27 protein-coding genes and 1 tRNA gene are annotated in these 25,787 nt (G+C 59.1%); 17 read left to right on the forward strand and 11 right to left on the reverse strand.

The genetic code is table 11. From position 1 onward, the window contains the following. Positions 1–295: 295 nt before the first annotated feature. From iolG to GOW98_RS15335, 10 genes are all read left to right on the forward strand, one after another. The gene (iolG, locus tag GOW98_RS15290; RefSeq protein WP_170333567.1) at positions 296–1,309 is read left to right on the forward strand and encodes an inositol 2-dehydrogenase; all 1,014 of its coding nucleotides are present in this window, start codon (positions 296–298) and stop codon (positions 1,307–1,309) included. A 125-nt stretch (positions 1,310–1,434) separates the two neighbouring features. Next, on the forward strand, positions 1,435–2,355 hold the full coding sequence (locus GOW98_RS15295) for a sugar ABC transporter substrate-binding protein (protein ID WP_170333569.1): 921 nt from the start codon (positions 1,435–1,437) through the stop codon (positions 2,353–2,355). Between the two features lie 66 nt (positions 2,356–2,421). After that, a complete protein-coding gene (locus GOW98_RS15300) occupies positions 2,422–3,528 on the forward strand; it encodes an ABC transporter permease (protein ID WP_170333571.1) in 1,107 nt (368 codons plus the stop codon). Between the two features lies 1 nt (position 3,529). After that, on the forward strand, positions 3,530–4,348 hold the full coding sequence (locus GOW98_RS15305; protein ID WP_170333573.1) for an ATP-binding cassette domain-containing protein: 819 nt from the start codon (positions 3,530–3,532) through the stop codon (positions 4,346–4,348). A gap of 88 nt (positions 4,349–4,436) precedes the next feature. Continuing rightward, positions 4,437–6,269 carry a 3D-(3,5/4)-trihydroxycyclohexane-1,2-dione acylhydrolase (decyclizing) gene (gene iolD, locus GOW98_RS15310; RefSeq protein ID WP_170333575.1) on the forward strand — a complete coding sequence of 611 codons (1,833 nt, stop codon included), beginning with the start codon at positions 4,437–4,439 and terminating at the stop codon, positions 6,267–6,269. After that, complete coding sequence (iolE, locus tag GOW98_RS15315) at positions 6,266–7,165, forward strand: myo-inosose-2 dehydratase (protein ID WP_170333577.1); 900 nt, start codon at positions 6,266–6,268, stop codon at positions 7,163–7,165. Before iolD ends, iolE begins: the two co-directional genes overlap by 4 nt. Positions 7,166–7,213: 48 nt before the next feature. Next, positions 7,214–8,395 (forward strand): phytanoyl-CoA dioxygenase family protein, encoded by a 1,182-nt coding sequence (locus GOW98_RS15320; RefSeq protein ID WP_170333578.1) that lies wholly within the window; start codon positions 7,214–7,216, stop codon positions 8,393–8,395. Positions 8,396–8,443: 48 nt separating this feature from the next. After that, a complete protein-coding gene (gene iolB, locus GOW98_RS15325; protein ID WP_170333580.1) occupies positions 8,444–9,250 on the forward strand; it encodes a 5-deoxy-glucuronate isomerase in 807 nt (268 codons plus the stop codon). Further along, entirely contained in the window at positions 9,247–10,005 is a 759-nt protein-coding gene (locus tag GOW98_RS15330) for an SDR family NAD(P)-dependent oxidoreductase (protein ID WP_170333582.1), read from the forward strand. Before iolB ends, GOW98_RS15330 begins: the two co-directional genes overlap by 4 nt. Positions 10,006–10,029: 24 nt before the next feature. Further along, on the forward strand, positions 10,030–10,809 hold the full coding sequence (locus GOW98_RS15335; protein ID WP_170333584.1) for a TIM barrel protein: 780 nt from the start codon (positions 10,030–10,032) through the stop codon (positions 10,807–10,809). Between the two features lie 9 nt (positions 10,810–10,818). Here GOW98_RS15335 and GOW98_RS15340 read toward each other — a convergent pair whose 3' ends face one another. Genes GOW98_RS15340 through iolC form a run of 3 tightly spaced genes read right to left on the reverse strand, consistent with a single transcriptional unit; the run spans position 10,819 to position 13,481 of the window. Further along, positions 10,819–11,658: a class II fructose-bisphosphate aldolase gene (locus GOW98_RS15340; protein WP_170333586.1), complete on the reverse strand. Its 840-nt coding sequence runs from the start codon at positions 11,656–11,658 to the stop codon at positions 10,819–10,821. Continuing rightward, on the reverse strand, positions 11,655–12,491 hold the full coding sequence (locus tag GOW98_RS15345; RefSeq protein WP_170333588.1) for a 5-deoxy-glucuronate isomerase: 837 nt from the start codon (positions 12,489–12,491) through the stop codon (positions 11,655–11,657). Before GOW98_RS15345 ends, GOW98_RS15340 begins: the two co-directional genes overlap by 4 nt. 9 nt (positions 12,492–12,500) lie before the next feature. Next, a complete protein-coding gene (gene iolC, locus GOW98_RS15350) occupies positions 12,501–13,481 on the reverse strand; it encodes a 5-dehydro-2-deoxygluconokinase (protein ID WP_170333590.1) in 981 nt (326 codons plus the stop codon). A 113-nt stretch (positions 13,482–13,594) separates the two neighbouring features. Between iolC and GOW98_RS15355 the strand changes: the two genes are divergently transcribed. Then, positions 13,595–14,698, forward strand: a complete 1,104-nt coding sequence (locus tag GOW98_RS15355) for a Gfo/Idh/MocA family protein (RefSeq protein WP_170333592.1) — start codon at positions 13,595–13,597, stop codon at positions 14,696–14,698. 36 nt (positions 14,699–14,734) lie between these two features. Next, complete coding sequence (locus GOW98_RS15360; protein ID WP_170333593.1) at positions 14,735–15,868, forward strand: Gfo/Idh/MocA family protein; 1,134 nt, start codon at positions 14,735–14,737, stop codon at positions 15,866–15,868. On the opposite strand, the gene GOW98_RS15365 is transcribed toward GOW98_RS15360, so the two are convergent. Both GOW98_RS15365 and GOW98_RS15370 read right to left on the reverse strand, forming a co-directional pair. Beyond that, complete coding sequence (locus tag GOW98_RS15365; RefSeq protein ID WP_170333595.1) at positions 15,869–16,867, reverse strand: LacI family DNA-binding transcriptional regulator; 999 nt, start codon at positions 16,865–16,867, stop codon at positions 15,869–15,871. A 145-nt stretch (positions 16,868–17,012) separates the two neighbouring features. Then, positions 17,013–17,088: transfer RNA gene (locus GOW98_RS15370), tRNA-Val, on the reverse strand. Between the two features lie 219 nt (positions 17,089–17,307). Here GOW98_RS15370 and modA point away from each other — a divergent pair. Genes modA through modC form a run of 3 tightly spaced genes read left to right on the forward strand, consistent with a single transcriptional unit; the run spans position 17,308 to position 19,877 of the window. Next, the gene (gene modA / locus GOW98_RS15375) at positions 17,308–18,087 is read left to right on the forward strand and encodes a molybdate ABC transporter substrate-binding protein (protein WP_170333597.1); all 780 of its coding nucleotides are present in this window, start codon (positions 17,308–17,310) and stop codon (positions 18,085–18,087) included. Positions 18,088–18,090: 3 nt separating this feature from the next. Next, positions 18,091–18,783: a molybdate ABC transporter permease subunit gene (modB, locus tag GOW98_RS15380; protein ID WP_170333599.1), complete on the forward strand. Its 693-nt coding sequence runs from the start codon at positions 18,091–18,093 to the stop codon at positions 18,781–18,783. After that, on the forward strand, positions 18,780–19,877 hold the full coding sequence (gene modC, locus GOW98_RS15385) for a molybdenum ABC transporter ATP-binding protein (protein ID WP_170333602.1): 1,098 nt from the start codon (positions 18,780–18,782) through the stop codon (positions 19,875–19,877). The genes modB and modC overlap by 4 nt, the downstream gene beginning before the upstream one ends. On the opposite strand, the gene GOW98_RS15390 is transcribed toward modC, so the two are convergent. Continuing rightward, positions 19,874–20,803, reverse strand: coding sequence for a Hint domain-containing protein (locus tag GOW98_RS15390; RefSeq protein ID WP_170333604.1), 930 nt, complete (start codon positions 20,801–20,803; stop codon positions 19,874–19,876). The genes modC and GOW98_RS15390 overlap by 4 nt on opposite strands. Next, positions 20,781–21,317 carry a toxin-activating lysine-acyltransferase gene (locus tag GOW98_RS15395; RefSeq protein ID WP_170333606.1) on the reverse strand — a complete coding sequence of 179 codons (537 nt, stop codon included), beginning with the start codon at positions 21,315–21,317 and terminating at the stop codon, positions 20,781–20,783. The genes GOW98_RS15390 and GOW98_RS15395 overlap by 23 nt, the downstream gene beginning before the upstream one ends. A gap of 188 nt (positions 21,318–21,505) precedes the next feature. Here GOW98_RS15395 and GOW98_RS15400 point away from each other — a divergent pair, with 188 nt between their 5' ends. Continuing rightward, positions 21,506–21,913 carry a hypothetical protein gene (locus GOW98_RS15400; RefSeq protein ID WP_170333608.1) on the forward strand — a complete coding sequence of 136 codons (408 nt, stop codon included), beginning with the start codon at positions 21,506–21,508 and terminating at the stop codon, positions 21,911–21,913. 6 nt (positions 21,914–21,919) lie between these two features. On the opposite strand, the gene hemF is transcribed toward GOW98_RS15400, so the two are convergent. Genes hemF through clpS form a run of 4 tightly spaced genes read right to left on the reverse strand, consistent with a single transcriptional unit; the run spans position 21,920 to position 24,966 of the window. Continuing rightward, a complete protein-coding gene (gene hemF / locus GOW98_RS15405) occupies positions 21,920–22,804 on the reverse strand; it encodes an oxygen-dependent coproporphyrinogen oxidase (RefSeq protein ID WP_170333610.1) in 885 nt (294 codons plus the stop codon). Positions 22,805–22,808: 4 nt separating this feature from the next. Further along, positions 22,809–23,609 (reverse strand): SDR family NAD(P)-dependent oxidoreductase, encoded by an 801-nt coding sequence (locus GOW98_RS15410; protein ID WP_170333612.1) that lies wholly within the window; start codon positions 23,607–23,609, stop codon positions 22,809–22,811. 37 nt (positions 23,610–23,646) lie between these two features. Next, positions 23,647–24,612 carry a class I SAM-dependent methyltransferase gene (locus tag GOW98_RS15415; RefSeq protein WP_170333614.1) on the reverse strand — a complete coding sequence of 322 codons (966 nt, stop codon included), beginning with the start codon at positions 24,610–24,612 and terminating at the stop codon, positions 23,647–23,649. Positions 24,613–24,639: 27 nt separating this feature from the next. Beyond that, positions 24,640–24,966 carry an ATP-dependent Clp protease adapter ClpS gene (clpS, locus tag GOW98_RS15420; RefSeq protein WP_421597090.1) on the reverse strand — a complete coding sequence of 109 codons (327 nt, stop codon included), beginning with the start codon at positions 24,964–24,966 and terminating at the stop codon, positions 24,640–24,642. Positions 24,967–25,080: 114 nt separating this feature from the next. Here clpS and GOW98_RS15425 point away from each other — a divergent pair, with 114 nt between their 5' ends. Then, a complete protein-coding gene (locus tag GOW98_RS15425; protein ID WP_170333619.1) occupies positions 25,081–25,782 on the forward strand; it encodes an HAD family hydrolase in 702 nt (233 codons plus the stop codon). The last annotated feature ends 5 nt before the right edge of the window (positions 25,783–25,787 follow it).

Consider the following 25,787-nt stretch of genomic DNA (forward strand, 5'->3'; position numbering starts at 1 on the left):
CAGCCTGCTTATCTCTTTCGTGGCATTAAGCAGGACTGTTCGAGCGGAGCAATTTTGATCTCTTCCTAATGAGCAGATTTAGGTAGAGTAATTTTGGGTGTTATTTGAGCAGCTGACTTCTAATTTGCAGGTTGAGGGTTCGAGTCCTTCCGGGATCGCCAGTCATCATTTCAAGCCCAACAAATTCCGCTGAACCGCAAGATTTTACGTCGTGCCCTATTGTGTTGAAAAAAATATTGCAACCGGTTGCAAAAGGAAACATTGTATCGCCAAGTTGGAGATTCGGGAGAACCGTATGCTGAGAATCGGACTGCTTGGCGCCGGGCGCATTGGTCGGGTACACGCACAGGCCATTGCCGCGCATCCTCAAAGTCAGCTTTGCGCGGTTTCCGATGCGATTTCCGAGGCGGCTGAAAGCGTTGCTGCGGAACAGGGGGCAACAGCCCGCGAGTCTTCGGATGTCATTGCCGACCCGTCAATCGATGCGGTGCTGATCGCGACGCCGACGGATACCCATTCTGACCTGATCGAAGCCGCCACGCAGGCCGGTAAGGCAGTTCTGTGTGAAAAACCCGTTGACCTGAGCCTTGAACGGGCGCTGGCGTGCCAGATGGTTGCGGCGGAAACTGGCCAGCCGGTAATGGTCGGGTTCAACCGCCGGTTTGACCCCAGCTTCTCGACCCTGAAAGCGGCCTCCGATCAGGGTGAGATTGGCACGACCGAGATGCTGTCGATCACCTCTTTCGATCCGGCCCCGCCGCCAATAAGCTATATCAAGGTCTCGGGTGGTCTGTTCCGGGACATGATGATCCATGATTTCGACATGGCGAACTATCTGATGGGCCAGTTGCCGGAACGCATTACCGCCGTTGGCACCTCGATCGTCGACCCCGAGATCGGGCGCGAAGGGGATGTGGATACTGCCGTGGTCACAATGACTTATGCGGATGGCAAAATCGTGGTGATCAAGAACTCACGCCGGGCGGTCTACGGCTATGACCAGCGGATCGAGATGCTGGGCTCGGGCGGGTTGCTGCAGGCCCATAACATTCTTGAAAACGCCGTGGTTAAATCGACGGCCGATGGCGTTACCGGCGCCAAGCCGACATATTTCTTTCTGGAACGCTACATGCCCGCCTATCGCGCGGAATGGGATGCGTTTGTTCAGGCCGTGCTGAGTGGCTCGACGATGCCAGTGACACTGGAGGATGGCGTTGCAGCGCTGGCGATGGCCGAAGCCGCGACCCGCTCGGCTCAATCCGGGCAACCGGTCGCAATGGCTGACGTTTTGAAACCGGTTGCAAAATGAGCCGATATCCGGAAACTGGGCAAAGCTCCGCCAGATTCCCGGAGCGGCGGAGATTCGGTGAATCCGGATGATTGGGGCTGGAGCCCCGGCAATAAAGACAAACTATTCTAATGGGAGGAGACCAAATGAATAAGTTCGTGAAAGGTGCACTTGCCGCTGGCGCGCTGGCCTTGGCCACACCTGCATTCGCGCAGGAAATTGTGGTTGTTTCGCATGGCCAGGCAAATGACGCGTTCTGGAACGTCGTCAAGAACGGTGTTGAACAGGCGGGCAAGGATGTTGGCGTCAACGTGGAATACCGCGCGCCGGAAACCTTTGACATGGTGGCCATGTCGCAGCTGATCGACGCCGCCGTCAACCAAGAGCCGGACGGGCTGATCGTTTCGATCCCCGACGCGGACGCGCTTGGCCCGTCAATCGAACGCGCGGTTGCGGCCGGTATCCCGGTGATCTCGATCAATTCGGGGGCCGAAGTTGCCAAAGAACTGGGTGCCTTGCTGCATGTCGGTCAGGATGAATACGACGCCGGCAAGGCCGCTGGCGAAGCGTTGGCATCCATGGGCGGTAGCAACGCGATCTGTGTAAACCACGAAGTAGGCAACGTGTCGCTGGACCTGCGCTGTGAAGGGTTCACCGAAGGCTTTGGCGGTAACGTGACCGTCTTGCCGACCTCGAATGACCCGTCCGAGATTGAATCAAAAGTGGCAGCTGCTTTGGCATCGGATGAGAGTGTCGATACCGTCATGGCTTTGGGTGCCAGCTCAGCGGGTGAGCCCGCCGTTGCAGCCGTCAAAGCCTCGGGTCGGGACGTAAATGTTGCCTCCTTCGACCTGTCTGCCAACTTTCTGCAATCGGTTGTTGACGGCGACGCGGCCTTTGCCATCGACCAGCAGCAGTATCTGCAGGGCTATCTGGCGGTGAACTTCATGGGGCTGCACGCCAAGTACGGTCTGATGCCGGGCGGCGACGTTCCCTCGGGTCCGAACCTGGTGACCGCTGAAAAGGCCGGTCAAGTGATCGATCTTTCGTCGCAAGGCATCCGCTAAGCCTACCGGACTCTGACAATAGAAGCGGCGCCCAGCGCGCCGTTTCAACCGAATAGGGAGAAAAACATGAGCCAGTCAGCGCCTGTCGCAGCCGACGAAAGGGTCAAAAGCGAACCGTTTCTGACCAAGTTAATGAAACGCCCCGAACTTGGTGCCATGGCCGGTGTCGTTCTGGTGTTCATCTTCTTCGCGATCACCGCGGACAGCTCGATGTTCACTCTGGCCGGGGTCATGAACTTCATGACGCCTGCGGCTCAGTTGGGTATTCTGGCCATCGGCGCCGCGCTGTTGATGATCGGCGGAGAGTTCGACCTTTCGATTGGATCGATGGTCGCATTTTCCGGCCTGTTCTTCGGCGTCTGCGTGGTCACCTGGCAATTACCACTGATTGCCGCGATCCCGATGACCTTTGTTTTTGCGGCCATGGTCGGTGCGATCAACGGTAATATCGTGATCCGTTCAGGCCTGCCGTCCTTTATCGTGACGCTGGCCTTTCTGTTCATCCTGCGGGGGCTGTCTCTGGTCGGGCTGAAAATGGCGACCGGGGGATCGACCCAATTGCGCGGCGTGCGTGATGCAACCGAAAATGACTGGCTGGCCCCGTTCTTTTCGGGCGAGGCCTTTGGCAGCCTTTTCGCCTGGCTGGCCGAAAAGGGCGTGATCGATACGTTCAAAAGCGGCGCCCCAAAAGTGCCGGGTATCCCGGTTGAAATTTTGTGGTTCATCGTGATGGCGCTGGCTGCGACCTATGTGTTGCTGCGCACCCCGGCGGGGAACTGGATTTTCGCGTCGGGCGGCGACAAGACTGCTGCGTCCAACTCGGGTGTGCCGGTGAACCGCGTCAAGGTTTCGCTGTTCATGCTGACGGCTTGTTGCGCCGCGCTGGTGGCGATTATCACCGTTATGGATGCCGGTTCGACCGATGCCCGCCGCGGCTTCCAAAAGGAATTCGAGGCGATCATCGCGGCCGTGATCGGGGGCTGTCTGCTGACTGGCGGTTATGGCTCGGCTATCGGGGCGTTCTTCGGCTCGATCATCTTTGGCATGGTTGTCATCGGTCTGACCTATACCGACTTCGATCAGGATTGGTTCCAGGTCTTTCTGGGCGCCATGCTGCTGATCGCGGTTCTGTTCAACAACGCGATCCGTAAACGCGTAACCGGGGAGCGCTGATATGACCGAGGATACCAAGTTCCACCACGGCGATGCGACCGACGCGGCTCCTATCGTGGAAATGAAGAACATCGAAAAGCACTTTGGCAACATTATCGCTCTGGCCGGTGTCAGCTTTGACGTCAAACCGGGCGAGTGCCACTGTCTGCTGGGTGATAACGGTGCGGGCAAGTCAACCTTCATCAAGACCATGTCCGGGGTGCATAAACCCACTAAGGGCGAAATCTATTTCGAAGGCAAACCACTGCATTTCGACACCCCGCGCGATGCGATGGAGGCGGGCATTGCGACCGTGTTTCAGGACCTTGCAATGATCCCGCTGATGAGCGTGACGCGGAACTTCTTCATGGGGCGCGAGCCGACCAAAGGAAAAGGGTTGCTCAAGCGGTTCGATGTGGAACAGGCCAATGAGGTCTGCATGGAAGAGATGCGCAAGATGGGCATCAATCTGCGCGGGCCGGATCAGGCAGTCGGTACGCTTTCCGGTGGCGAGCGGCAGACCGTTGCGATTGCGCGTGCGGTGTATTTCGGTGCCAAAATCCTGATCCTCGACGAACCGACTTCGGCTCTGGGTGTGCGCCAAACGTCAAATGTTCTGGCGACCATTGACCGAGTGCGCAGTCAGGGCGTGGGCGTTGTCTTCATCAGCCACAACGTGCGGCACGCGCTGGCGGTGGGTGACCGGTTTACCGTGCTAAACCGAGGCAAGACTCTGGGTACGGCGAAACGCGGAGATATCACGCCCGAAGAACTGCAGGACCTCATGGCCGGCGGTCAGGAAATGGCCGAGCTGGAAGGCTCGCTGGGTGGAACGGTCTAACACCGTTCCCCTCTTTTCGGGTCCGGGTGGCCCAACCTTACAAAATGACAGGATTGGCCAAATCGGCCTTGTGTTGAAAGGGATCACAATGGGCAAAACAGTCCGACTGACCGCAGCGCAAGCTTTGGTGCGCTATCTGGGCGCGCAGATGAACGAGGCCGGAGAGCCGTTCATTGCAGGGGTCTGGGCCATTTTTGGCCACGGCAACGTGGCCGGGCTGGGTGAGGCGTTGCACGCCGTCAAAGACAGCCTGCCCACCTATCGCGGTCACAACGAACAGACCATGGCGCATTGTGCGATCGCGTATGCCAAACAGATGCGTCGGACGCGGACCCTGGCGGTCACGTCCTCCATCGGGCCGGGGGCCACGAACATGGTCACGGCAGCGGCACTGGCGCATGTGAACCGCCTGCCGGTTTTGATCCTGCCGGGTGATGTGTTCGCAACCCGCGGCCCCGACCCGGTGTTGCAACAGATCGAAAGTTTCGGTGACGGCACGCTCAGCGCCAATGACTGTTTCAAACCCGTCAGCCGCTATTTCGACCGCATTTCCCGGCCCGAACACCTGCTGACTGCATTGCCGCGTGCCTTCCGCACGATGACCGACCCGGCCGATTGCGGACCGGTAACGCTGGCCTTCTGTCAGGATGTACAGGCCGAGGCTTATGACTATCCCGAAAGCTTCTTTGAGCCGCGCGTCTGGTATCAGCGCCGCATCCGCCCTGATGAGGGCGAACTGGCCCGCGCGGTGGCCGCCATCAAGGCGGCCAAACGCCCGGTCATCGTCGCCGGGGGCGGGGTGCACTACTCGGGCGCAACTGATGCACTGCAGAGCTTTGTCGAAACGCACAACATTCCGATCACCGAGACGCAGGCCGGCAAGTCCGCGCTGGCTTGGGATCACCCGCTGAACCTTGGCCCCATCGGCGTGACCGGCGGTGAGCCCGCCAACGATATCTGCGCCGAGGCTGATCTGGTTCTGGGTGTCGGCACACGCTTTCAGGACTTCACCACCGGTTCGTGGGGTCTGTTCTCGAACCCTGAACGCGAGATGATCAGCCTGAACACTGCCGCCTATGACGCCGAGAAACACGGTGCCATGCCGCTGCAATCCGACGCTCGCGTCGGGCTTGAGGAGTTGGGCGTCGCCCTCCAAGGGTACCGTGCCGATCCGGTGGCCGACACGCTGAAAGCCGACTGGTTCGGCAAGGTGGACACGCTGACCGACGCGCCGGGTGACGGCAACGCGCTGCCCACCGACATGCAGGTGGTAGGCGCGGTGCAGCGCGCTTCGCATGACGATACGGTTGTGATGTGTGCTGCGGGCACCATGCCGGGTGAGCTGCACAAGCTGTGGAAAGCGCCGCGTCCCGGGGCCTATCACATGGAATACGGCTTTAGCTGCATGGGCTACGAGATCGCGGGCGCAATGGGCATCAAGATGGCCCAGCCGGATCGCGATGTGATCTGCTTTACCGGCGACGGAACCTATATGATGGCAAACTCGGAGATGGCCACAGCGGCGATGATGGGCGTGTCCTTCACAGTTGTAATCACCGACAACCGCGGCTTTGGCTGCATCAACCGCCTGCAGATGGGCACCGGCGGAGCCGAGTTTAACAACCTGCTGGATCATACCGTGCACGAAACTGCGTCGAATATCGACTTTGCCGCCCATGCGGCAGCGATGGGGGCGACTTCAGTCAAGGTCAGCTCGATTGCCGAGCTTGAAGATGCGCTGGCCAAGCGCGGCGACATCAAGGGCCCTTACGTGGTGGTCATTGACACCGATCCCTATCCGTCGACCGAATACGGCGGCACGTGGTGGGAAGTGGCCGTGCCCGAGGTCAGCGTCCGCCCCGAAGTGAATGAAAAACGCGCGGCCTATGAAGTCGCACTGAAGGAAAGAAACACCAAATGAGCGTGAAAATCGGCATCTCGCCCATCGCCTGGCAGAATGACGACCTACCGGATTTGACGGCGGCCTATACCATGGAGCAGGCGCTGAAAGAGGCGCGCGAGATCGGCTATACCGGCGTCGAGCGCGGCCAGCGGATGCCCAGCGACACCGAAGGGCTGCGCGCCTATTTGGACGGCAACGATATTGCGCTGTGTGGCGGCTGGTGCTCGGGTAACACGCTGGTCAATGACTTTGCCACAGAACGTGAGGCTGTACGCGAGCAGGTCGAACAGTTTGTGGCGCTGAACAGCCCCAGTATCGTTTATGCCGAGTGTTCCAACACTGTGCAGGGTCAGATCGGAACGCCGGTCAATGGCCGTCCGCAGCTGTCCAAGGATGAGGTTCTGGCCTATGCGGCCAGGCTGACCGAGCTGGCGAAATGGATGGCCGATCAGGGTATGCCAATGGCCTATCACCACCACATGGGCACGATCATCGAAAGCGAGGATGACGTGAACTGGCTGATGGAGGGGGCGGGCCCCGAGGTGAAGCTGTGTTTCGACACCGGCCACCTGTTGTTCGGCGGAGGTGACGTGATGGCGACACTGAACCGCTGGGGTGACCGGGTGCATCACGTGCATTTCAAGGATATCCGCCCGCCCATGGTGCAGGACACGCGCGAGAACAATCGCAGCTTTCTGGATGCGGTGATCGCCGGAGCATTTACCGTGCCCAGCGATGGCTGCATCGATTTCCAGGCAGTCGCAAATGCGCTCAAGGCGATGGATTACGAGGGTTGGATCGTGGTCGAGGCTGAACAGGACCCGGCCAAGGCGCCGCCCTTCGAATACTCCAAGATGGGCTACGACCACATCGTCGATGTCTGCAAGCAGGCGGGATTGGAGATCACGGCGTAACCTATCGTCCGAAGGCTCAACACCAAAGCCATGAGAAAGGAGCATGTCATGGTGCATCAAGACCTTGGATATGTCGGCTATTTCGACCGGGAATCCTGTGATCTGGATGAATTCAAGGTGTTGACCTCTCAGAATCTGTTGGCCGATGCGGTGCCCCATGCCGTGTCGGTTGAAAAGAACGTCCCGATCTATGATATGCAGGCCCTGCGCCTGGTTCTGGAGGACGTCGACCAGCGTCGCGCCCTGTTGTCGGAATGGGGCTGGGTCCTAAGCAAGTCAGCAGGTGTGATCGTCCTGAGAGAGGCGTACCCGGATACTTCGGTGATTGACCGGGCCACTGAGGTATTCCGCCAGATCATCGACGAAGAACGCCAAGGCGGGGCGGGAGAGGGCGATCACTTTGCCGCTTCGGGTGCCAATGATCGCGTCTGGAATGCGCTGCAAAAGCAATGCCTGCGCGACCCGGAAGGCTTTGCGCTGTATTTCGGAAACACCGCGATTGCGGCCGCCTGTGAGGCATGGTTGGGCCCCAACTATCAAGTAACCGCGCAGGTCAATCAGGTGCGCCCCGGAGGCAAAGCACAGCAGGCGCACAGAGACTACCACCTGGGGTTTCAAAGCGCCGACAGTGCCGCTCGTTTTCCTGCCCATGCCCATCACCTGACTGCTGCGCTGACTCTGCAGGGGGCCGTTGCCCATTGCGACATGCCGGTGGAAAGCGGCCCGACCAAGTTGCTGCCGTTCTCGCAGCTCTACCCATCGGGCTATCTGGCGTTTCACGATTCCGCGCATCGGGACCATTTTGAAGACGCCTATATTCAACTGCCCTTGGCAAAAGGCGACGCGGTGTTTTTCAACCCGGCTCTGTTCCATGCGGCTGGTGAAAACAGCAGCGGCGATATCGACCGCATGGCGAACTTGCTACAAATTTCCTCGGCTTTCGGGCGCGCTATGGAAGCGCTGGATCGCCGCGCCATGTCGCAGGCGGTATTCCCCCATCTGACCGCACTGAAACAGCGCGGAGATTTGGGACAGTTAGAACTGGATGCGGCGATTGCAGCCACCGCCGAAGGCTATCCTTTCCCGACCAATCTGGATACGGACCCTCCGACCGGGGGCAATGCGCCGGAAAGCCAGGCCGATATTCTGCGCCGGGCGGTTTCGGAAAATTGGACCGAGGCGCAACTGGCCGAGACGCTTTCGGCCTTGCGGGCAAGGCAAGCTGCCTGAACCAACATAGGGGTGTGTCATCTGCGCGCCCATCAAGGAGACGACACTATGGCAGACCTGCTCAAGAAACCGTTCGGAACCCGCGGCAAGGTCCACGACATCACCCCTACCAGTGCCGGGTGGCGCTACGTCGGCTTCGGCCTCTACCGCTTGCGTGCAGGCGATGGGGTTGCCGAAGTCACCGGTGATCGCGAGGTAATTCTGGTCATGATCGAAGGCAAGGCACAGATCACCGGGGCCGGGCAGGATTGGGGCATTCTGGGCGACCGGATGAATGTGTTCGAAAAGACGCCGCCGCATTGCCTGTACCTGCCGAACGGAACCGAGTGGGAGGCCGTCGCCGAGACCGATTGCGTCATCGCCGTTTGCTCGGCCCCCGGCAAGGGCGGGCACCAGGCCCGGCGTATCGGCCCGGATGGCATCACGCTGACCGAGCGCGGTAAGGGCGTGAACACGCGCTACATCAATAACATCGCGATGGAGAACGAGGACTACGCCGATAGCCTGCTGGTGACCGAGGTTTTCACGCCGAATGGCCACTGGTCCTCTTACCCCAGCCACCGTCATGACGAGGACGATTATCCTCGGATCACCTATCTGGAGGAAACCTATTACCACCGCCTCAACCCGGCCAACGGTTTTGGCATCCAGCGGGTCTATACTGATGACGGCCAGTTGGACGAGACAATGGCCGTGTCCGATGGCGATGTTGTGACTGTCCCGCGAGGCCATCACCCTTGCGGCGCCCCTTACGGGTTTGAGATGTATTACCTGAACGTCATGGCCGGACCTCTGCGGAAATGGCGATTTGTACCGGCCCCCGAGGTCGAGTGGATCATGGAGCGTGACGGATGACCCGGGACTTTGCCACCTATCCCAGCCTGAACGGCCAGACAGTCTTCATCACCGGCGGGGCAGGGGGTATCGGGGCAGAAACGGTCCGTGCTTTTGCAGCCCAAGGAGCCAAGGTAGGCTTTCTGGATATCAACGCCGACGCCGGGCATGCTTTGTTGGCGGAGGTGGACGGAGAACACGCCTTCGCCGAATGCGACCTGCGGGACATCGAGGCATTACGTATCGCGTTGACGGAACTTGCGGACGAACTTGGCGCGCCTCATGTCTTGGTCAACAACGCCGCCCAAGATGACCGGCACGACTGGCGCGAGGTGACGCCCGAGTATTGGGACGAACGCATGGCGACCAATATCCGCCACATGTTTTTTGCAATCCAATCTGTCGCGCCTGCGATGATCCAACGAGGCGGTGGGGCCATCATCAATCTCGGCTCAAACTCGTGGTGGGAGGCCGGCGCGGGTTTCCCGGCCTATGCCACTGCCAAGTCCGCCGTGCATGGACTAACCCGCACCATGGCGCGCGAACTGGGCAATCACCGCATCCGCGTGAACACCGTGGTGCCCGGCTGGATCATGACCGAACGCCAGAAGGACCTCTGGGTCACCCCCGAAACGCTGGCCAAACAAGTCGACCGCCAATGCCTGCCCGATCCGATTGACCCGGTCTACGTGGCGCGGATGGTGGTGTTTTTGGCGTCTGACGATGCCGCCATGTGCAGCGCGGGGAATTTCATGGTCGAAGGCGGATCAATCTGAAAATTAAAGTTCCGGAGAGCTGGCATGCCCCAACCGTTCCAACTTTCGGCTTGTGCCGAAATGCTGTGGCTCGACAAGCCAATGAGCTGGCGTGCCGCGCGCCTGACGGAAATGGGGTTTGGCGTTGGCTTATGGAATTGGCCTGAACTGGATCTTGAAAAACTCCAAGGCATCGGTGCGAATTACACGATCATGAACGGCTACATTGAAGGCCGTCTTGCAGATGACGAAGGTGCCGAGATATTGCTGAATTCTGCCCGAGAGACGGCGCAGATTGGCAAAAGGCTGGGCGTGGACCGCCTGAACCTGCATGGCACGGGATTGGGTGACGGTGGAGTTCCAATCTGGCAACATGAAACCGTGACCGGAAATATGTGGCTCAGGGCACAGGACACTCTGAACCGTATCTGCGATCTGGCGGAAGATGAAGGCGTTGTATTCACGTTGGAGAATCTGAACCTGCTGGACCACCCCGGTTGTCCATTTGGCTCCACTGAAGGTGTTCTGGCGCTGGTTTCTGCAATCGATCGCCCTCAACTACGCATCAATCTGGACCTGTACCACACGCAGGTGGGGGAGGGAGACCTGATCCGCTGGTGCGAGAAATGCCTGCCTTGGATCGGGGAATTGCAGGTTGCCGATAACCCGCGCAGATGCGAACCCGGAACCGGTGAAATCAACTATGCTGCGGTTGCGCGTGCGTTGAATGATATGGGCTACCGTGGACCTGTAGGGATGGAGGCATTCGCGTCGGGCGAACCGGAAGCCGCCCTTGCGGCCTTTCGGGATGCGTTTACCATTTGACTTTTGTCTTTACCTCTGCGGCGGCGCTCCAAATGCACGAATAACGGTGCGGGCGGCGGCTTCGACCGGGTCGTGGGTCTCTTTCAGGATGGTGACGCGGTCGAACCTGTCGGGGTCACGGTTCACCGCTTCGCGTAGCGCGGCGCCGAAGGCCATGCGTAACTCGGTTCCGATGTTGAACTTGCAGATCGAGGTCTCGCGGGCGAGGCGTTTGCGCTGCTCGACTGGCACGCCAGAGCCGCCATGGATCACCAGTGGTACCTCGGTCATTGCGTCGATCTTGCGGATGCGGTCTTCGTCCAGACCACCCTCCTTGTTCTGCTGCAGATGGACGTTGCCGACCGAAATGGCCATCGCATCCACGCCGCTTTCCTGCGCGAACTGTGCCGCCTCGGCCGGATCGGTGCCGTTTGACCCTTCACCGCCGGAATAGCCGACAAAACCGATCTCACCTTCACAAGAAATCCCGGCTGCGTGGGCCATCTCGGCTATTGCGGCGGTCTCGTCAATGTTCTGCTGCAGCGGCTTGCGTGATCCGTCGAACATCAGCGACGTGAACCCGCTGTCCAGCGCGATCTTGCATTCCTCAAACGTATAGCCGTGGTCCAAATGGGCGACTATGGGGACTGAGGCAGCCTCGGCCAGATGGCGAAACATCTTGCCCAGAACGGGAAGCGGGGTGTGCTCGCGACAACTTGGACCAGCCTGTAGGATCACGGGGGCATTTTCGGCCTCGGCCGCGGCCACATAAGCGCGCATGTCTTCCCAGCCCAAAGTCACAAGACCACCCACGGCGTAACCCTGTTCGTATGCGGGTTGCAGGACGTTTTTCAGCGTGACAAGAGTCATTTGAATTTCGCGATCATGTCTTTGATGCCCGGAATTGTCTCGATTTGATAGGCATGGGTCGGTTGGAAATACTGCACCAGCGAGCGCTGACTGAGGCCACCGAGGATGGTGAAGTAGTACATCTCGTACCCCGGCAGTACGCAGCAGGGGTGATAGCCGTTGTCGATGCAGATCGTTGAGCCATCGACGATGTGATAGGCATCGCCCGGTTCGTTGTCTTCGCGCTGCAACATCTGCAGGCCCGACCCCCAATTGGGTTTGAAGCGGAAGTTATAGGTCTCGTCGTGTCGGCTTTCATCCGGCAGACGGTTGGTGTCGTGCTTGTGGCTGGGGAAACCGGACCAGCCACCCTGACCAACCGTGAACAGCTCACTCACCAGTAGGCGCCCGACCTTGTCGTGCTGCTTCTGGCCGAGGATGTGCTTGATCTTGCGATGGGTTTTGGTGTCGTCGCTGCCATACTGCACAAGGTCATGCTGGCGGACATCGAAGGGCTCTAGCACCTTGTCGTATTTGGCGCCCGCGATGAACACTTCGGCCTCGTCCGACACGCACACCATCTGCACCTTGGCGCCGACCGGTACGTAAACGCCTTCGGGCTCGCCGTCCCAGACATCCTCGCCCCGGTTGCCCAGGTTGGTGAACTGGACGCCCTCAACGTCAATATCCACGCTGCCGGTGGCGGGGACGACGCAGGTTTCATAGCCCGGCACCTGGTATTCGAAAGCCTCGCCGCGGCGCAACTTGACGATGTTGAAATAGTTCAGCGGCACCGTCGGGTCGTCCGCATCGACGATGGGTTTGTTCTGATTGTCATAGGGCGCGATATGCATAAGAGCCTCCTATGTGGTCGGGCCGGGATGACCGGCAAGGAATGTGTCCAGTTGCTGCGTCGTCGGCATCGCCTGGGCGCAACCGGGTTGCGACACCACGATCGAGGCACAGGCCGAACCGCGCATGACCGCGTCTTTCAGCGCATGCCCTGCTGCGACCGACGCCAGCAAACCAGCCATGAAACTGTCGCCTGCGCCATTGGGTTTGACGGCGGTGACAGGATAGATCCCAGTGCGGATTTCCTGACCGTCCACCAGTGTCACCGCGCCCTGCTCACCCATCTTGTAGATGACGATCCGGCCCGGCGTTTCGGCCAGTTCTTTGGCTTTGGCGAAACCTTTTTCGATGCCTCCGGCCATAAAACCGAACTCTTCATCATTGCCAACGATCAGGTCGCTGGCTTCACCGGCGCGTGACAGCACTTCGGCAGCCACCTCGGGTGAGGGCCAGCTATAGGGGCGATAATCGATGTCGAAGATCACGGGCAATCCAGCTGCGCGGGCGTTGTCAAAAGCGCGGAAAGTGGCGCTGCGCGATGGTTCAGCGGCAAAGACGGTGCCTGCCGAGATCACTGCGGAGAAGGCGGAATAATCGACCTTGTCCATATCCTCTTCGGTGACTTGAAAATCGACGGCACCGTTGCGGTAGATGACGTTCTGGAAATTCTCGATCCGGCTTTCGTAGACGGCCAGCGACATGCGGTATTCGCCGCCGACAACGCGGATATTCGACGTGTCGACGCCATAATGGCGCAGGCGATTCAGGCAGAATCGACCAATTGCATCGTCTGAGACCGAGGTGACCAGTGACGCCTGACTGCCCAGCTTGACCAATCCCGTGCATATATTGGCCGATGATCCGCCCAGATCGGCGTGGAACGTGTCGGCATCTTCGCTTTTGACGCCAATGGGATCGGCGAACATGTCCATACCCGCGCGTCCAAACACGGCGAACCGGTTTCCTTTGATACCGTCTATCAAAGCGCTCACGTCATGTTCCTCCGGCAAGCTGAAGTCGGCAAAGTTTGGACCTTGCGTTGAATCGATTCACACGATACTCATTTTGCAACCGGTTGCAAATGATATGTTCGGAGCCGTGACAGATGCCTGAAATCGGAATTGGAATCGTAGGTGGCGGCTATATGGGTAAGGCCCATTCGGTTGCTATGTCAGCCGTGGGAGCGGTGTTTAATACGGCATTGCGCCCGCGGCTTGAGATGATCTGCGCCTCAAGCTCCGCAAGCGCAGAACGGTATCGGGCGGCCTACGGGTTCCGCCGCGCGACCGGGGATTGGCGGGTGTTGGTCAACGACCCGGCGGTCGAGGCCATCGTCATCGCGTCACCCCAGAACACACACCGCCAGATCGCCGAAGCGGCCTTTGCCCTGGGCAAGCCAGTGCTGTGCGAAAAGCCTCTGGGCGCGTCGATGGCGGATGGTGCGGCCATGGTGGTGGCGGCCGAGGCAGCTGGTGTCGCTAATATGGTCGGCTTCAACTATGCCCGCACACCCGCCACGCAATATGCGCGGAACCTGATCGCCGAGGGGGAATTGGGCGACATCACATGGTTCCGCGGCGAGCATACTGAAGATTTCTATGCCGACCCCGAGGCCCCGGCCACATGGCGTACGACCGGCATGGCCAACGGTACGATGGGCGATCTGGCACCGCACATGATCAACGGCGCGCTGGCGCTGATGGGGCCGATTGCCGAGGTCATGGCCGAGATCGAGACAGTCCACCATACCCGCCCCGGTGGCACTGTGGACAATGACGATCAAGCGCAGATCATGTGCCGGTTTGAAAACGGGGCAATGGGCAACATCCATGTCAGCCGCGTCGCGACAGGCCGCAAGATGGGCTACGCCTACGAAATTTCGGGCACCAAAGGCGCGCTGCGGTTTGATCAGGAGGACCAGAACGCCCTGTGGTTCTACCGCCATGAAGGCCCCGAGGCGCAACGTGGGTTCACCAAGATCCTGACCGGCCCGGCGCATCCGGATTACGAACCTTTCTGTCAGGGCCCGGGCCACGGAACCGGCTATCAGGACCAGATCATCATCGAGGCCAAGGATTTCCTGCAGGCGATCCATACCGGGCAACCCATCTGGCCAACCTTTGACGACGGGCACGAGGTTAATCGTGTCGTCGCTGCTGCGCTGGCGTCATCACAGCAGCGGCAATGGCAAAACATCTGCGATTTCTGATCGCAAACGGCAAAACACGTAAGAGAGACGAATACCATGGCAAAGCTGAAATGGGGCATGATTGGTGGTGGCGAAGGCAGTCAAATCGGACCCGCACACCGTCTGGGAGCGCAGGCGGACGGCATGTTTAAGTTCGCAGCTGGGGCGCTGGACCATCGCCCTGACGTGGGCCGGGAATATGCGCAACGGTTGGGCATCGCCGCCGACCGCTCCTATGGCAATTGGCAAGAGATGCTGGCCGGTGAAAAAGACCGCGCTGACCGGATTGATCTGGTGACGATTGCGACGCCGAACTCGACCCATTTCGAGATCGCAAAGGCCTTCCTTGAGGCCGGTTTCAACGTGCTGTGTGAAAAGCCGATGACCATGACGGTGGAAGAGGGTGAAGAGATTGTCCGCGTCGCTGAGGCCTCGGGTAAGATCTGCGCTGTGAATTATTGCTACTCCGCCTATCCGATGGCTCGGCAGGCCCGTGCGATGGTACGTGCAGGCGATATCGGCAAGGTGCGTCTGGTCGTCACCAATTTCAGCCACGGCCACCACGGCGATGCCACCGATGCCGACAACCCGCGCGTCCGTTGGCGCTATGATCCGGCGATGGCCGGGGTTTCGGGCCAGTTCGCCGATTGCGGCATTCATGCGCTGCACATGGCCAGCTTCATTTGCGATGATGAGGTCAAGACCCTGTCCGCCGATATGGCCTCGACCATTTCCAGCCGCGAGTTGGAAGACGACGCCATGATCAATTTCCGCATGGAGGGTGGCACGGTGGGCCGTCTGTGGACCTCATCCGTGGCCATCGGGCGGCAGCATGGGTTCGATATTCAAGTGTTTGGTGAAACCGGCGGTCTGCGTTGGGCTTCCGAACAGCCCAACCAACTGATCTATACCCCCGTTGGCGGGCGCACTCAGATTATCGAAAAAGGCGAGGGTGGCCTGCATGATGAGGTGCAGCGTTTGTCCCGCGTGGCCATTGCGCATCCCGAAGGGTTTCCGCTGGCCGTCGCCAACATCTATTGCGATCTGGCCGATGCGATCCGGGGCGAGGTCCGTGACGGTCTGCCCGGCGCGTCCGACGGGGTTCGCTCAATTGCAGCTGTGCACGCGGCCGTGGCGTCAGGTAAAGAGGACGGCGCCTGGAAAGACGCGCGACCGCCGATGTTCCGTTGATCAGGGGCGGGGCCGCAAAGTGCCCCGCTCAATCACCCGGCAGGGAAAAATTCGCGCCTCGGGATAGCGTTTGGGGTCTTTCAGCATTTCTTCGACCAGATCAACGGACGAAGTGATGATCTGTTTGATTGGCTGGTGAATGGTCGTCAGGTCGATGTTTTCCCACCGCGACATCTCCATATCGTTCAGGCCAATAATGCCGATATCCGTACCCGGTTTCAGCCTGTGATCGCGCAGAGCCGACAACGCGCCGATCGACAGAATGTCGTCCCCGCAGAAATACCCTTCGGCCGGGGTGCCAGCCAGCAGACGCAGCATCTCGGTGCGTCCGGCCTCAAAGGAATAGGCCCCGGCGAAGGAATGCGAGACTTCAAGGTCGGGATGCTTTTCGACCTCTTCCATGAAGCCGCGATACCGGTCCATGGCCGAGGTCGCATCCTGCGGCCCGCCCAGATACCCAACGCGCCGGTAGCCGCGCGCCAGCAGCTCCCGCGCAGCCATGCGCCCGCATTCCACGTTGTCGATTCCCACCACATGCACTTCGGGCGAGGTGGCCGATCGACCGAAGGTATGCACCACAGGTACGCCCGCGTCATGAAACGCCTTGGCAAAGCTGGGCGGTAGGGTCGATGAGGCAACGATGGCTGCATCCACCGAGTATTGCCGCAGCATCCGCACCGAATTGGCCGGTTCGGTTTCGTCCGTCAGGTTCACGATCAGCGGTCGCAACCCGCGTTCCTGCAGAGCGCGGGTAAATTGGTCGAACACCTCAAGGAATATCGGGTTGTGAAAGTTGTTCGAGATTAGCCCGATCAGCTTGGTCCGCCCGGTGGTCAGCGACGAGGCGAGAGCGTTCGGGCTGTAGCCCAGCTCTTTTGCGGCTTTTTCAACCTTGCTGCGGGTCTTGGCGGATACCGAGGCACCCTCGGTAAAGGTGCGCGACACGGCCGAGCGGGACACGCCGGCTAATGCGGCGACGTCTTTCAGGGTGACACTCATGACTGGCGCCCGTGGTTCGGGGTGAAGCTGACAAGCGAATTCATGAAAGAAATACTACGCCTCCATGATCGAAACTTGCAATCGGTTGCAAAATCAATCTGCAATTTGTCCAGACAACGTGTCTTTTGCGTGGTTTGAGAGGAGGTGGTGGGTGATGAGAGACTCGAACTCCCGACATCTTCGGTGTAAACGAAGCGCTCTACCAACTGAGCTAATCACCCGTGACGGTGCATGTAGCCAAGCCAGCGCGCGGGCGCAAGAGGGTCTGGTAAAATTCTTTGACGCAATTTCGGATTTGATTAATCGTCTCGCTCTCGGGCCTTGGTTAATTTGTTCATTTTCTGCAAGCTGTGCCCTCTGTTATGAGTAAACGCGCTTGCGCCTCCCCTGCGGCCTCAGATATCCCCAAGTGGATCGTAACTTTTCAGGCAGGAGTGCACATGATCCTGTCCACTGCTCGCAGATGTTCATTCGCGGCCTTGATATTGGGCATTTTTGCTCTGACCCCGATCCGGGCCGGAGCGGGAGAAGTGTTGGTCTTCGCAGCTGCAAGCCTGAAAAACGCTTTGGACGAGATCGCACCCGTCTTTGAAGAAAGCACAGGACATGAAGTGACGGTGTCCTATGCAGCTTCCTCCGTGCTTGCGCGTCAGATTCAACTGGGGGCGCCTGCGGACATTTTTATTTCAGCGAATGTGGACTGGATGGATGTTCTGCAGGACCAGGAGCTGATTGATGCGGCTGCGCGAGTGGACTTGTTGGGAAACGGGCTGGTCCTGATCGGCGGGGTGGATCAGACTCCGATAGGCAGTATGAAGCCCGATGTTGACCTTTCCGCCAAGTTGGATGGCGGACACCTGGCAATGGCATTGGTGGATGCGGTGCCCGCGGGTATCTACGGCAAGGCGGCCCTGCAAAATCTGGGGCTTTGGGAGGATGTGCAAACCCGGATCGCTCAGACTGACAACGTCCGCGCAGCACTTGCGCTGGTTGCGGCGGGGGCGGCACCGCTGGGGATTGTCTACCGATCGGATGCGCATGTCGAAGACCGGGTTCAGGTTGTGGCCTCGTTCCCGTCCGAGCTTCACCCGCCAATCGTGTACCCAGCGACTTTGACTGCCACAGGGACGCCCGAAGCCCAAGTGTTTCTGGATTATCTGCAATCAGAGACGGCCCGAGCAGTCTTTAAAGAACAGGGCTTTGCCCTGCCTGGTAGCTGACACATGGGATGGTTGGGACCTGCAGAGCTTGAAGCGCTTAAACTGTCGTTGCGCGTGTCCTTTTGGGCGACGCTGGTCACGTTGCCATTTGGCATTTTCGTGGCTTATGCGCTGGCCCGCTGGCGGTTTCCCGGTCGTCAGTTGCTGAACGGGCTGGTGCATCTGCCATTGATCCTGCCGCCGGTTGTGACCGGGTATCTGCTGCTGCTGACTTTCGGCATCCAAGGCCCACTAGGCTGGCTGCTGGCCGAGTTCGGCATTGTCGTGGCCTTTCGCTGGACCGGTGCGGCGCTGGCGGCGGGGATCATGGCTTTTCCTTTGATGGTGCGCGCCATCCGCCTTTCGATTGAGGCTGTGGATCCCAAACTGGAGCAGGCCGGTGCAACTTTGGGCGCGTCCCGCCCTTTTGTGTTCGCCACCGTTACCCTTCCGATGATTCTACCTGGTGTGATCGCTGGTGCTATCCTGGCGTTTGCCAAAGCGATGGGTGAATTCGGCGCGACGATCACCTTTGTCTCGAACATCCCCGGTCAGACCCAGACCCTGCCTTCGGCGGTCTATGCCTTCCTGCAGGTTCCGGGGGGCGAAGGCGCGGCGACGCGGTTGGTGGTGGTCTCGATCATCATCGCTATGGGGGCGTTGTTGCTCTCGGAATATGTCGGTCGTCGAGCTGCTGCACGGGTGTCCGGGTCATGAGCTTATCCGTCCGCCTGCAGCATGATCTGCCTGACCTAAAGCTGGATCTTAGCTTTGATGCGCCGTCGGGCGTGACCGTTCTGTTCGGGCGTTCCGGGTCCGGCAAAACCACGGTGGTCAATGCGGTGGCGGGGTTGCTTCGCCCAAAAGCCGGGCGGGTTGCCGTTGACGGTTGGGAGTTGTTTGACACCGAAAAGAACCACTGGCTGCCGCCGCATCGCCGTCGTTTGGGATATATCTTTCAAGAAGGCCGACTGTTTCCGCATCTGACCGTGCAGCAGAACCTGTCCTATGGTCGCTGGTTTGCACCGAAACGCGCGCGCCGCGAAAATCCGAGCAAAGTGATCGAGATGCTGGGCATCGGACATTTGCTGGATCGCCGCCCTGCGGTCTTGTCGGGCGGTGAGAAACAGCGCGTTGCCATCGGTCGCGCGCTGCTGGCCAGTCCGCGCCTGATTCTGGCGGATGAACCCCTGGCCGCGCTGGATGATGCTCGCAAAGCCGAAATCCTGCCCTATTTCGAACGGCTGCGGGATGAGGTCTCGGTTCCGATTCTCTATGTCACCCATTCTGCGGCTGAAGTTGCGCGGCTGGCGACCTCAGTAGTTGCCTTGCAGGATGGAAAAGCAGTGCGGCATGGCCCGGCCTCTGAGGTGATGGCCGATCCCTCGGTTGCCCCAGCTGGTGTGCGTGCTGTTGGGGCAGTGCTGAAGGTTCGAGTGCAACAGCACCATTCCGATGGGTTGACCGAGTTGGATGCCGGTGGCGCGCGCCTGTTTCTGCCACGCATCCCGCATCAGGTAGGAGAAGAACTGCGCATTCGAATCCCTGCACAGGAGGTGATCCTATCCAGCAAACGGCCCGAGGGTCTCTCAGCCCTGAACATGCTGGAAGGTTCAGTTGACACTATCCGTGCAGGCGACGGCCCCGGAGCCATCGTATCAGTCCAAACTCCGGCAGGGCCGGTATTGGCTCGGGTAACTCGACGCTCAGTAGAAGCGTTGGGGTTAGAACCGGGCAAGCCCTGTTTTGCTGTGATCAAAACGGTGGCCCTGGCACCACAGGACGTTGGTGGACGGCTGACCGCACCTTAGACCAGCGCACGTGCCTCGAATTCGCGCAGGATCATTCGGGCGGCCCGCCCGAAGCCTTGCTGATCAAGGTGCACGGTATCAGGAAAAACCTCAGCCAGTTCCTGCAGGCCTTCCGATGACATGACGTAAAGCGCCTCATCACCCAAAAACAAGCTTTCGGCCAGCGCACCTTCGGCCATTAGAATCTCATGCCGGTCTAGCAGGATATGGATGTACTCAACCGGCTCGTTCGTCTCGACCACATCGATGCCGGGCCACGAACACAGATGCTTGGCTGCGACAAGAGCTTCGGGGGTTCCAAACAGAACTTCGATTTTCGGGCCACGGATAAGAATTCTGTGCTGTTGCGACACAAGAAGATCGCGTGTGGGTGTTCCGGACCCAAGGCTTCCGGCTGAGATGCGCACCGGTCGTATAGCCGGTTGATCGCGTAGCCGCTGGGCCTCCATCTTGCTGCTTTCAATCCATCGAATTTGCTGCAGGCCGTTGTCCAGCGTCTGAACCAGGTCCCCAACCTTCAGGTCTTCAATAAGGCGCAAACCAATGTCAGTTTTAATCAGGGTTCCCGTTGTGAAACACACACCTGTTACGGTAATCGTTACGTCTTGCGTCGCGGTGTTAAAAAATATTCCATCAACGGCTGTGACCGTGGCTTCAAAGGTGATCGTTTCAATCTGCCCGTCGTCCAGAGTGTCGTACCATGTTGGGTCAACGTCGTAAGTCCAGCTCCCGTCCGGCAGCACCGTCGCTGAGCCGAAGGTGGGGTCTTCCGCCGTAAGTTCCCACGTCGTATTGGGGATTACTTGGCCGTCTGGAAAGGTGGCAACAGCGTCGAGCTTGCCGCTGGCCTGGTTCGGCGGATCGCCTGTTATCACCCCGGTCAAATCACCGGTGATTTCAAACTCAATTCCCGGAACGTTGACCATAGTCCCATCCTTCCTCGGCCAGTTTTCGTTCAAACTGCATTTTTCGGTACAGGCCCATATGCACGTTTCCGTGGTCGTCTCTTGTCCATTCGACGATGCGCTTGTTATTCAGGTCGCTGTCCATCCGGTTGGTGCGGACGCGTGAGTGAGGTATCTCTTGTTTGAGGATGTCGACCATTTGCCGGGTTTGCCCAAACGGAGCAACCAAATCGACGATCCAGAAAGATGTACCGCTGGTGAAATCCTTGTCGGTCAGGGGTTCTTCTTTCACTGCAAATCGATGCTCGGCATCAGGGCTGAGCCCCGCGAAGGTTACGAAACCGCGTGGGAAGCCGTTTTGCCGAAAGATATGGTACTGACCCAACCTGAACGGAGTTTCAAAGGCGTAAAGAACCTGAGCGAGACTGCGTTTCTGATGCGTTTTGGTCAGACCCGCCAAATAGAACATAGCTCCGAAATCCGCATACTTTTCGGGCGGTATGTCGAACCAATCTTTTGGGAATGTCTTGCCCAAGCCGTCCCCCGTTTGAATTCTGGTAGTTTGAGCTTAGACGCTAAAGCGCTGAAATAATAGTGTTTCCGCCGGGGTAGTATTATACACATTCCAGTATTTGAATTTTGGTCATAAGGTTCTGAACTTTACTCAGCGGATCAGAGCCTTATGATTTTGAATACGACAGGTTGAGGTCAGGAAGGTTCGTTATGCGTTTTCTAAAAATGTCGGGCGCGACTGCTTTGCTTTTGCTGCCAAGCCTGGCGCAAGCGACTAGTTTCGGATTTGCTCTCAACCCCGGTTTTCAGGCGACGGTCACACAGCTGGACAATGGAAACTACCAGGTGGCCACCCATGGTTCTTCCGCAGCAATCGCCTATTGGTGCGGTATTGGTGATTTTGCCATTCGCACCCTCGGTCTGCCGACGACGCAGCGGATATATGTCGCTAAAACCTATGACAAGCAGACACGAACGGTGCAGTTCTCATTCACCGCGCCCGAAGGGGCCGATACCTCGAAGAGTTATTCGATCACGGTCAGTCGCGTAGGTGAAAACATGTCGGCAAGCGGAGCGCAGAGCCGTTGCTACGACAATTTCATGGACTTTGATTTCTGAACCGACTCAAACCCACTTGGCCATAGGCGGCAGGCTCATCAGAACAGCATCCGGGTCGTGTCCGGTTTCCAGCCCAAATTTGGTGCCTCGATCATAGACGAGGTTGTATTCGGCATAGAGGCCGCGATGCACCAGTTGGGTGTTCTTGTCGTCGTCACTAAATCCCTGCACACGGCGCTTTTCCACCAGGGGCAGAAAGGCAGGCAAGAAGGCGCGGCCGATATCCTGTGTCAGCGCGAAATCCGCCGCCCAGTCGCCGGTGCAATAGTCATCCATGAAGATGCCGCCGACGCCACGGGCGCGTTTGCGGTGGGGGATGTAGAAGTATTCGTCAGCCCAGTCCTTGAGGCGCGGATAGTGCCCCGGCCCGTGCGGGTCCAGATGCGCTTTTTGGGTGGCGTGGAAATGGGCGGTGTCATCATCGTATTCGATGCAAGGATTCAGGTCGGATCCACCTCCGAACCACCACGCGTGCGGGGTCCAGAACATCCGGGTATTCATATGCACCGCCGGAACATGCGGGTTCTGCATGTGCGCGACCAGTGAAATGCCCGAGGCCCAGAAGCGTGGATCGTCAGCCATGCCGGGAATGCCCTTGCGGGCAGCCATCGCTTGCTGTGCGCGGGCACCCAGCGTACCGTAGACCGTCGAGATATTGACGCCGACTTTCTCGAACACCCGGCCGCCGCGCATCACAGACATCAACCCGCCGCCCGCGTCCGAGCCGTCCTCGGACTGACGCGTGGTTTCCTTGACCTCGAACCGACCAGCAGGGGCATCCGAAAACGGCCCTTTGTCATGACTGTCTTCCAGCGCTTCGAACGCGGTGACGATTTCATCACGCAGTTGGCGGAACCAGGCAGAGGCAGTGGATTTCTCGGTGTCGAACATGGGGTCAGTGGGCCGGGGCTGCGACGGGGTCCAGCAGGGTGCGACCTCCGTCAATTGTCAGAATTTGCCCGGTTATAAATCCGGCAGCGTCCGAGGCCAGATATTGCGCGGTTTCGGTCAGTTCGGAGGGTGCGGCGATCCGGGCCAATGGGGTATGCTTTTCGATGTCGTCGCGGAAATCGCGGTTTTCTTTCAAGGTGGACTGCAGCGAGGCACTCATCACCGATCCCAGCGCGATCGAGTTCACGCGGATACGGTTCGGGGCCAGCGCCACCGCCAGCGAGCGGGTCATCTGGTCCAGCGCGGCGGTGGACACGGAATAGGCCATCAGGTCAGGGTGCGTGCGCCGGGCAGCAATCGACGACAGGTTGATGATCGACCCGGCCGGGTTTTCGTCTTCGTCACCGGCCTGTTTGATCATCCGTTTGGCGACCAGCTGGCTTAGCCGCAGGGCGGGCATCAGGTTCTGGTTCAGCAGGGTGCGAACCGAGTCATCCTCGGTATCCAGCGGATCGGAGGTGATCACCTGCCGCGCACCGTTGATCAGAATGTCCACTTGGTCGAAGGCATCAATGGTGGCCGACAGCAGGTTGGCGATGGTCAGCTTTTCGCGCAGGTCACCGGCAAAGAAACGGATGTTGCTGTCATCACCCTGCTCGCCCAGTTCTTCGACTAGCCGTCTCTCGTCTATATCGGCAAACATCACGTTGGCGCCTGCATCGGCAAAGTGGCGCCCGATGGCCAGACCGACGCCGGTAGCTCCGCCGGTCACGATTGCGGTCTTGCCAGCTATGGAAAAGGACATGCGTATTCTCCTGAGTTGCGGCGCAGGTTAGCCGGGATCACCGCCGAGGGCGAGAGGCATGAAAGACCTTGAACCGATTGTCGCCGGTCGCTTCTTCGACATGCAAAAAAGCTTCGGTCAAAGCGGCCTCGTAGGGTAGGTGACGGTTGGCAACCATCAACAGAGAACCGTTGCGGGTCAGGTTCTTGGCAGCTGACCGGATGAAGCCTTGCCCCAGCTCCGGTTCGGCGCTGCGGCCGGTGTGGAAAGGTGGGTTCATCACCACCGTGTCGATGGGCTCAATCGCGCGCCATGTCACCGCATCAGCCCAGTGAAACTGTGCGCGCGGGTCAGCCACATTGGTTCGGGCGCAGGTCAGGGCCGTGTGGTCGGCCTCAACAAGATGCAGGGCCTTCAGGCCCGGAGCCTTTAGCACTCCGGCGGATAGGAACCCCCAGCCAGCGCCAAGGTCGGCGACCCGCGCGCCCAGCTTTTCGGGCAATGCCGCCAGCAACAGGACGGATGCCGGATCGATGCCATCTGCCGAGAACACCCCCGGTGCGGTTTGATAGTTGTCGGCGGTCTGATGCTCGGGCGCGGCCCAATCCGCGAAAGCTTGGCGATCCGACTGGAACCAGAAAATCTTGCCGTGCGCTTTGGAAATCGGCCCTTCGACCGCAACGCGTTTGCGGATGTCTTTCAGCAGGCTATCGACGCCGTCGGTTTTGGCCCCGTCAACGACAACAACTCCGCTGGCGCGGGTGCAGGCCTGATGCACCATCGCGCGGGCCAGCGCCTTGGCTCGGGGCAGGATCACGATGGCGTCCTGACAGGGCGTGTCCGCCTCTGCCGCGACCACGAACCCCTGATGAGCAAAGTGATCGTGAAACGGTTTGAACGGCTGCACCACCTGCGTTTCACGCGGCAAGGCTGACAAATCGCTGCCCAGCGTTGGTCCAAGCACAGTCAGCGGTTGCGACAGCGAAAGGTCGCTTTGCAGGGCAAGATCAAGACGAGGGGACATGAGCGATGTCGAAAGAGCAGCGCGGGCTTACTCTTCCCGCTCCATCGTGCATTGCAAGGGGTGCTGATGCCTGCGCGCGAAATCCATGACCTGCCCTACTTTCGTCTCGGCGATCTCGTGGCTGAAGACGCCTACAACCGCGACGCCTTTTTTGTGCACGGTTAGCATGATCTCGAAGGCCTGCGCGTGGGTCATGCTGAAGAAACGCTCCAGCACATGCACGACGAACTCCATCGGAGTGTAGTCGTCGTTCAGCAGCAGAACCTTGTACAGCGGCGGACGCTTGGTTTTGGGGCGCGTCTGTACCAGAACTGACGAATCCGCATCATCGTCGTCCTCTGGCTTGTCAGACATGATCCATTGGTGTTCAAGCATCGCGTTCTACTGTCCGATTCAGGCTTCGGTTTATCTGTGCGCTTATATAACGTCGTACCGGCCAGAGAAAAGAGCCAGCGGGACGTATTCGACATGGGTCAAAACCTTACCACAATCGGCTTCGATGCGGATGATACTTTATGGCACAATGAACGCTTTTTTCAGCTTACACAGGCTCATTTTGCCGATTTGCTGGCTGATCATGCCGACAAGGACCATCTGATGCAGCGGCTGTTGGCCGCTGAAAAGCGCAACATCCGGCATTACGGATACGGAATCAAAGGTTTTACCCTGTCGATGATCGAAACCGCGATTGAGGTGACCGATGACCGTGTTCCTGCCTCGGTCATTCGCCAGTTGGTCGAGGCGGGTCAGGAAATGCTGGCCCACCCGATCGAGCTGCTGCCCCATGCACGTGAAGCGATTGAGGGTGTGGCGGCGACTCATCAGGTAGTGCTGATCACCAAGGGCGACCTGATCGATCAGGAACGCAAACTGGCGCAGTCCGGATTGGGTGAGCTGTTCGATGGAGTAGAGATCGTTTCCGAGAAGACGTCGCAGACCTATCAGAGGGTTTTCGACCAGTATGGGGCTGGGCCAGCCGCGGCCATGATGGTTGGTAATTCAATGCGGTCGGATGTGGTTGCTCCGATCCAGGCGGGGTGCTGGGGGGTGTATGTGCCTCATGGGCTGGTTTGGGAGGTCGAGCACGCGGAGACACCCGCTGACAACTCCCGCTACCGCGAATTACGAGACCTGGGCCAGTTGCCGGACCTTGTCCGGGCGCTCAGTTGATGTTG

Source organism: Ruegeria arenilitoris, from assembly GCF_013032445.1.
GTDB lineage: Bacteria > Pseudomonadota > Alphaproteobacteria > Rhodobacterales > Rhodobacteraceae > Ruegeria > Ruegeria arenilitoris_F.

Coding starts and splice junctions, on each gene's coding strand:
- iolG (WP_170333567.1), top strand. CDS start 296: ATGCTGAGAATCGGACTGCTTGGCGCCGGGCGCATTGGTCGGGTACAC.
- GOW98_RS15295 (WP_170333569.1), top strand. CDS start 1,435: ATGAATAAGTTCGTGAAAGGTGCACTTGCCGCTGGCGCGCTGGCCTTG.
- GOW98_RS15300 (WP_170333571.1), top strand. CDS start 2,422: ATGAGCCAGTCAGCGCCTGTCGCAGCCGACGAAAGGGTCAAAAGCGAA.
- GOW98_RS15305 (WP_170333573.1), top strand. CDS start 3,530: ATGACCGAGGATACCAAGTTCCACCACGGCGATGCGACCGACGCGGCT.
- iolD (WP_170333575.1), top strand. CDS start 4,437: ATGGGCAAAACAGTCCGACTGACCGCAGCGCAAGCTTTGGTGCGCTAT.
- iolE (WP_170333577.1), top strand. CDS start 6,266: ATGAGCGTGAAAATCGGCATCTCGCCCATCGCCTGGCAGAATGACGAC.
- GOW98_RS15320 (WP_170333578.1), top strand. CDS start 7,214: ATGGTGCATCAAGACCTTGGATATGTCGGCTATTTCGACCGGGAATCC.
- iolB (WP_170333580.1), top strand. CDS start 8,444: ATGGCAGACCTGCTCAAGAAACCGTTCGGAACCCGCGGCAAGGTCCAC.
- GOW98_RS15330 (WP_170333582.1), top strand. CDS start 9,247: ATGACCCGGGACTTTGCCACCTATCCCAGCCTGAACGGCCAGACAGTC.
- GOW98_RS15335 (WP_170333584.1), top strand. CDS start 10,030: ATGCCCCAACCGTTCCAACTTTCGGCTTGTGCCGAAATGCTGTGGCTC.
- GOW98_RS15340 (WP_170333586.1), bottom strand. CDS start 11,658: ATGACTCTTGTCACGCTGAAAAACGTCCTGCAACCCGCATACGAACAG.
- GOW98_RS15345 (WP_170333588.1), bottom strand. CDS start 12,491: ATGCATATCGCGCCCTATGACAATCAGAACAAACCCATCGTCGATGCG.
- GOW98_RS15355 (WP_170333592.1), top strand. CDS start 13,595: ATGCCTGAAATCGGAATTGGAATCGTAGGTGGCGGCTATATGGGTAAG.
- GOW98_RS15360 (WP_170333593.1), top strand. CDS start 14,735: ATGGCAAAGCTGAAATGGGGCATGATTGGTGGTGGCGAAGGCAGTCAA.
- GOW98_RS15365 (WP_170333595.1), bottom strand. CDS start 16,867: ATGAGTGTCACCCTGAAAGACGTCGCCGCATTAGCCGGCGTGTCCCGC.
- modA (WP_170333597.1), top strand. CDS start 17,308: ATGATCCTGTCCACTGCTCGCAGATGTTCATTCGCGGCCTTGATATTG.
- modB (WP_170333599.1), top strand. CDS start 18,091: ATGGGATGGTTGGGACCTGCAGAGCTTGAAGCGCTTAAACTGTCGTTG.
- modC (WP_170333602.1), top strand. CDS start 18,780: ATGAGCTTATCCGTCCGCCTGCAGCATGATCTGCCTGACCTAAAGCTG.
- GOW98_RS15390 (WP_170333604.1), bottom strand. CDS start 20,803: ATGGTCAACGTTCCGGGAATTGAGTTTGAAATCACCGGTGATTTGACC.
- GOW98_RS15400 (WP_170333608.1), top strand. CDS start 21,506: ATGCGTTTTCTAAAAATGTCGGGCGCGACTGCTTTGCTTTTGCTGCCA.
- hemF (WP_170333610.1), bottom strand. CDS start 22,804: ATGTTCGACACCGAGAAATCCACTGCCTCTGCCTGGTTCCGCCAACTG.
- GOW98_RS15410 (WP_170333612.1), bottom strand. CDS start 23,609: ATGTCCTTTTCCATAGCTGGCAAGACCGCAATCGTGACCGGCGGAGCT.
- GOW98_RS15415 (WP_170333614.1), bottom strand. CDS start 24,612: ATGTCCCCTCGTCTTGATCTTGCCCTGCAAAGCGACCTTTCGCTGTCG.
- clpS (WP_421597090.1), bottom strand. CDS start 24,966: ATGTCTGACAAGCCAGAGGACGACGATGATGCGGATTCGTCAGTTCTG.
- GOW98_RS15425 (WP_170333619.1), top strand. CDS start 25,081: ATGGGTCAAAACCTTACCACAATCGGCTTCGATGCGGATGATACTTTA.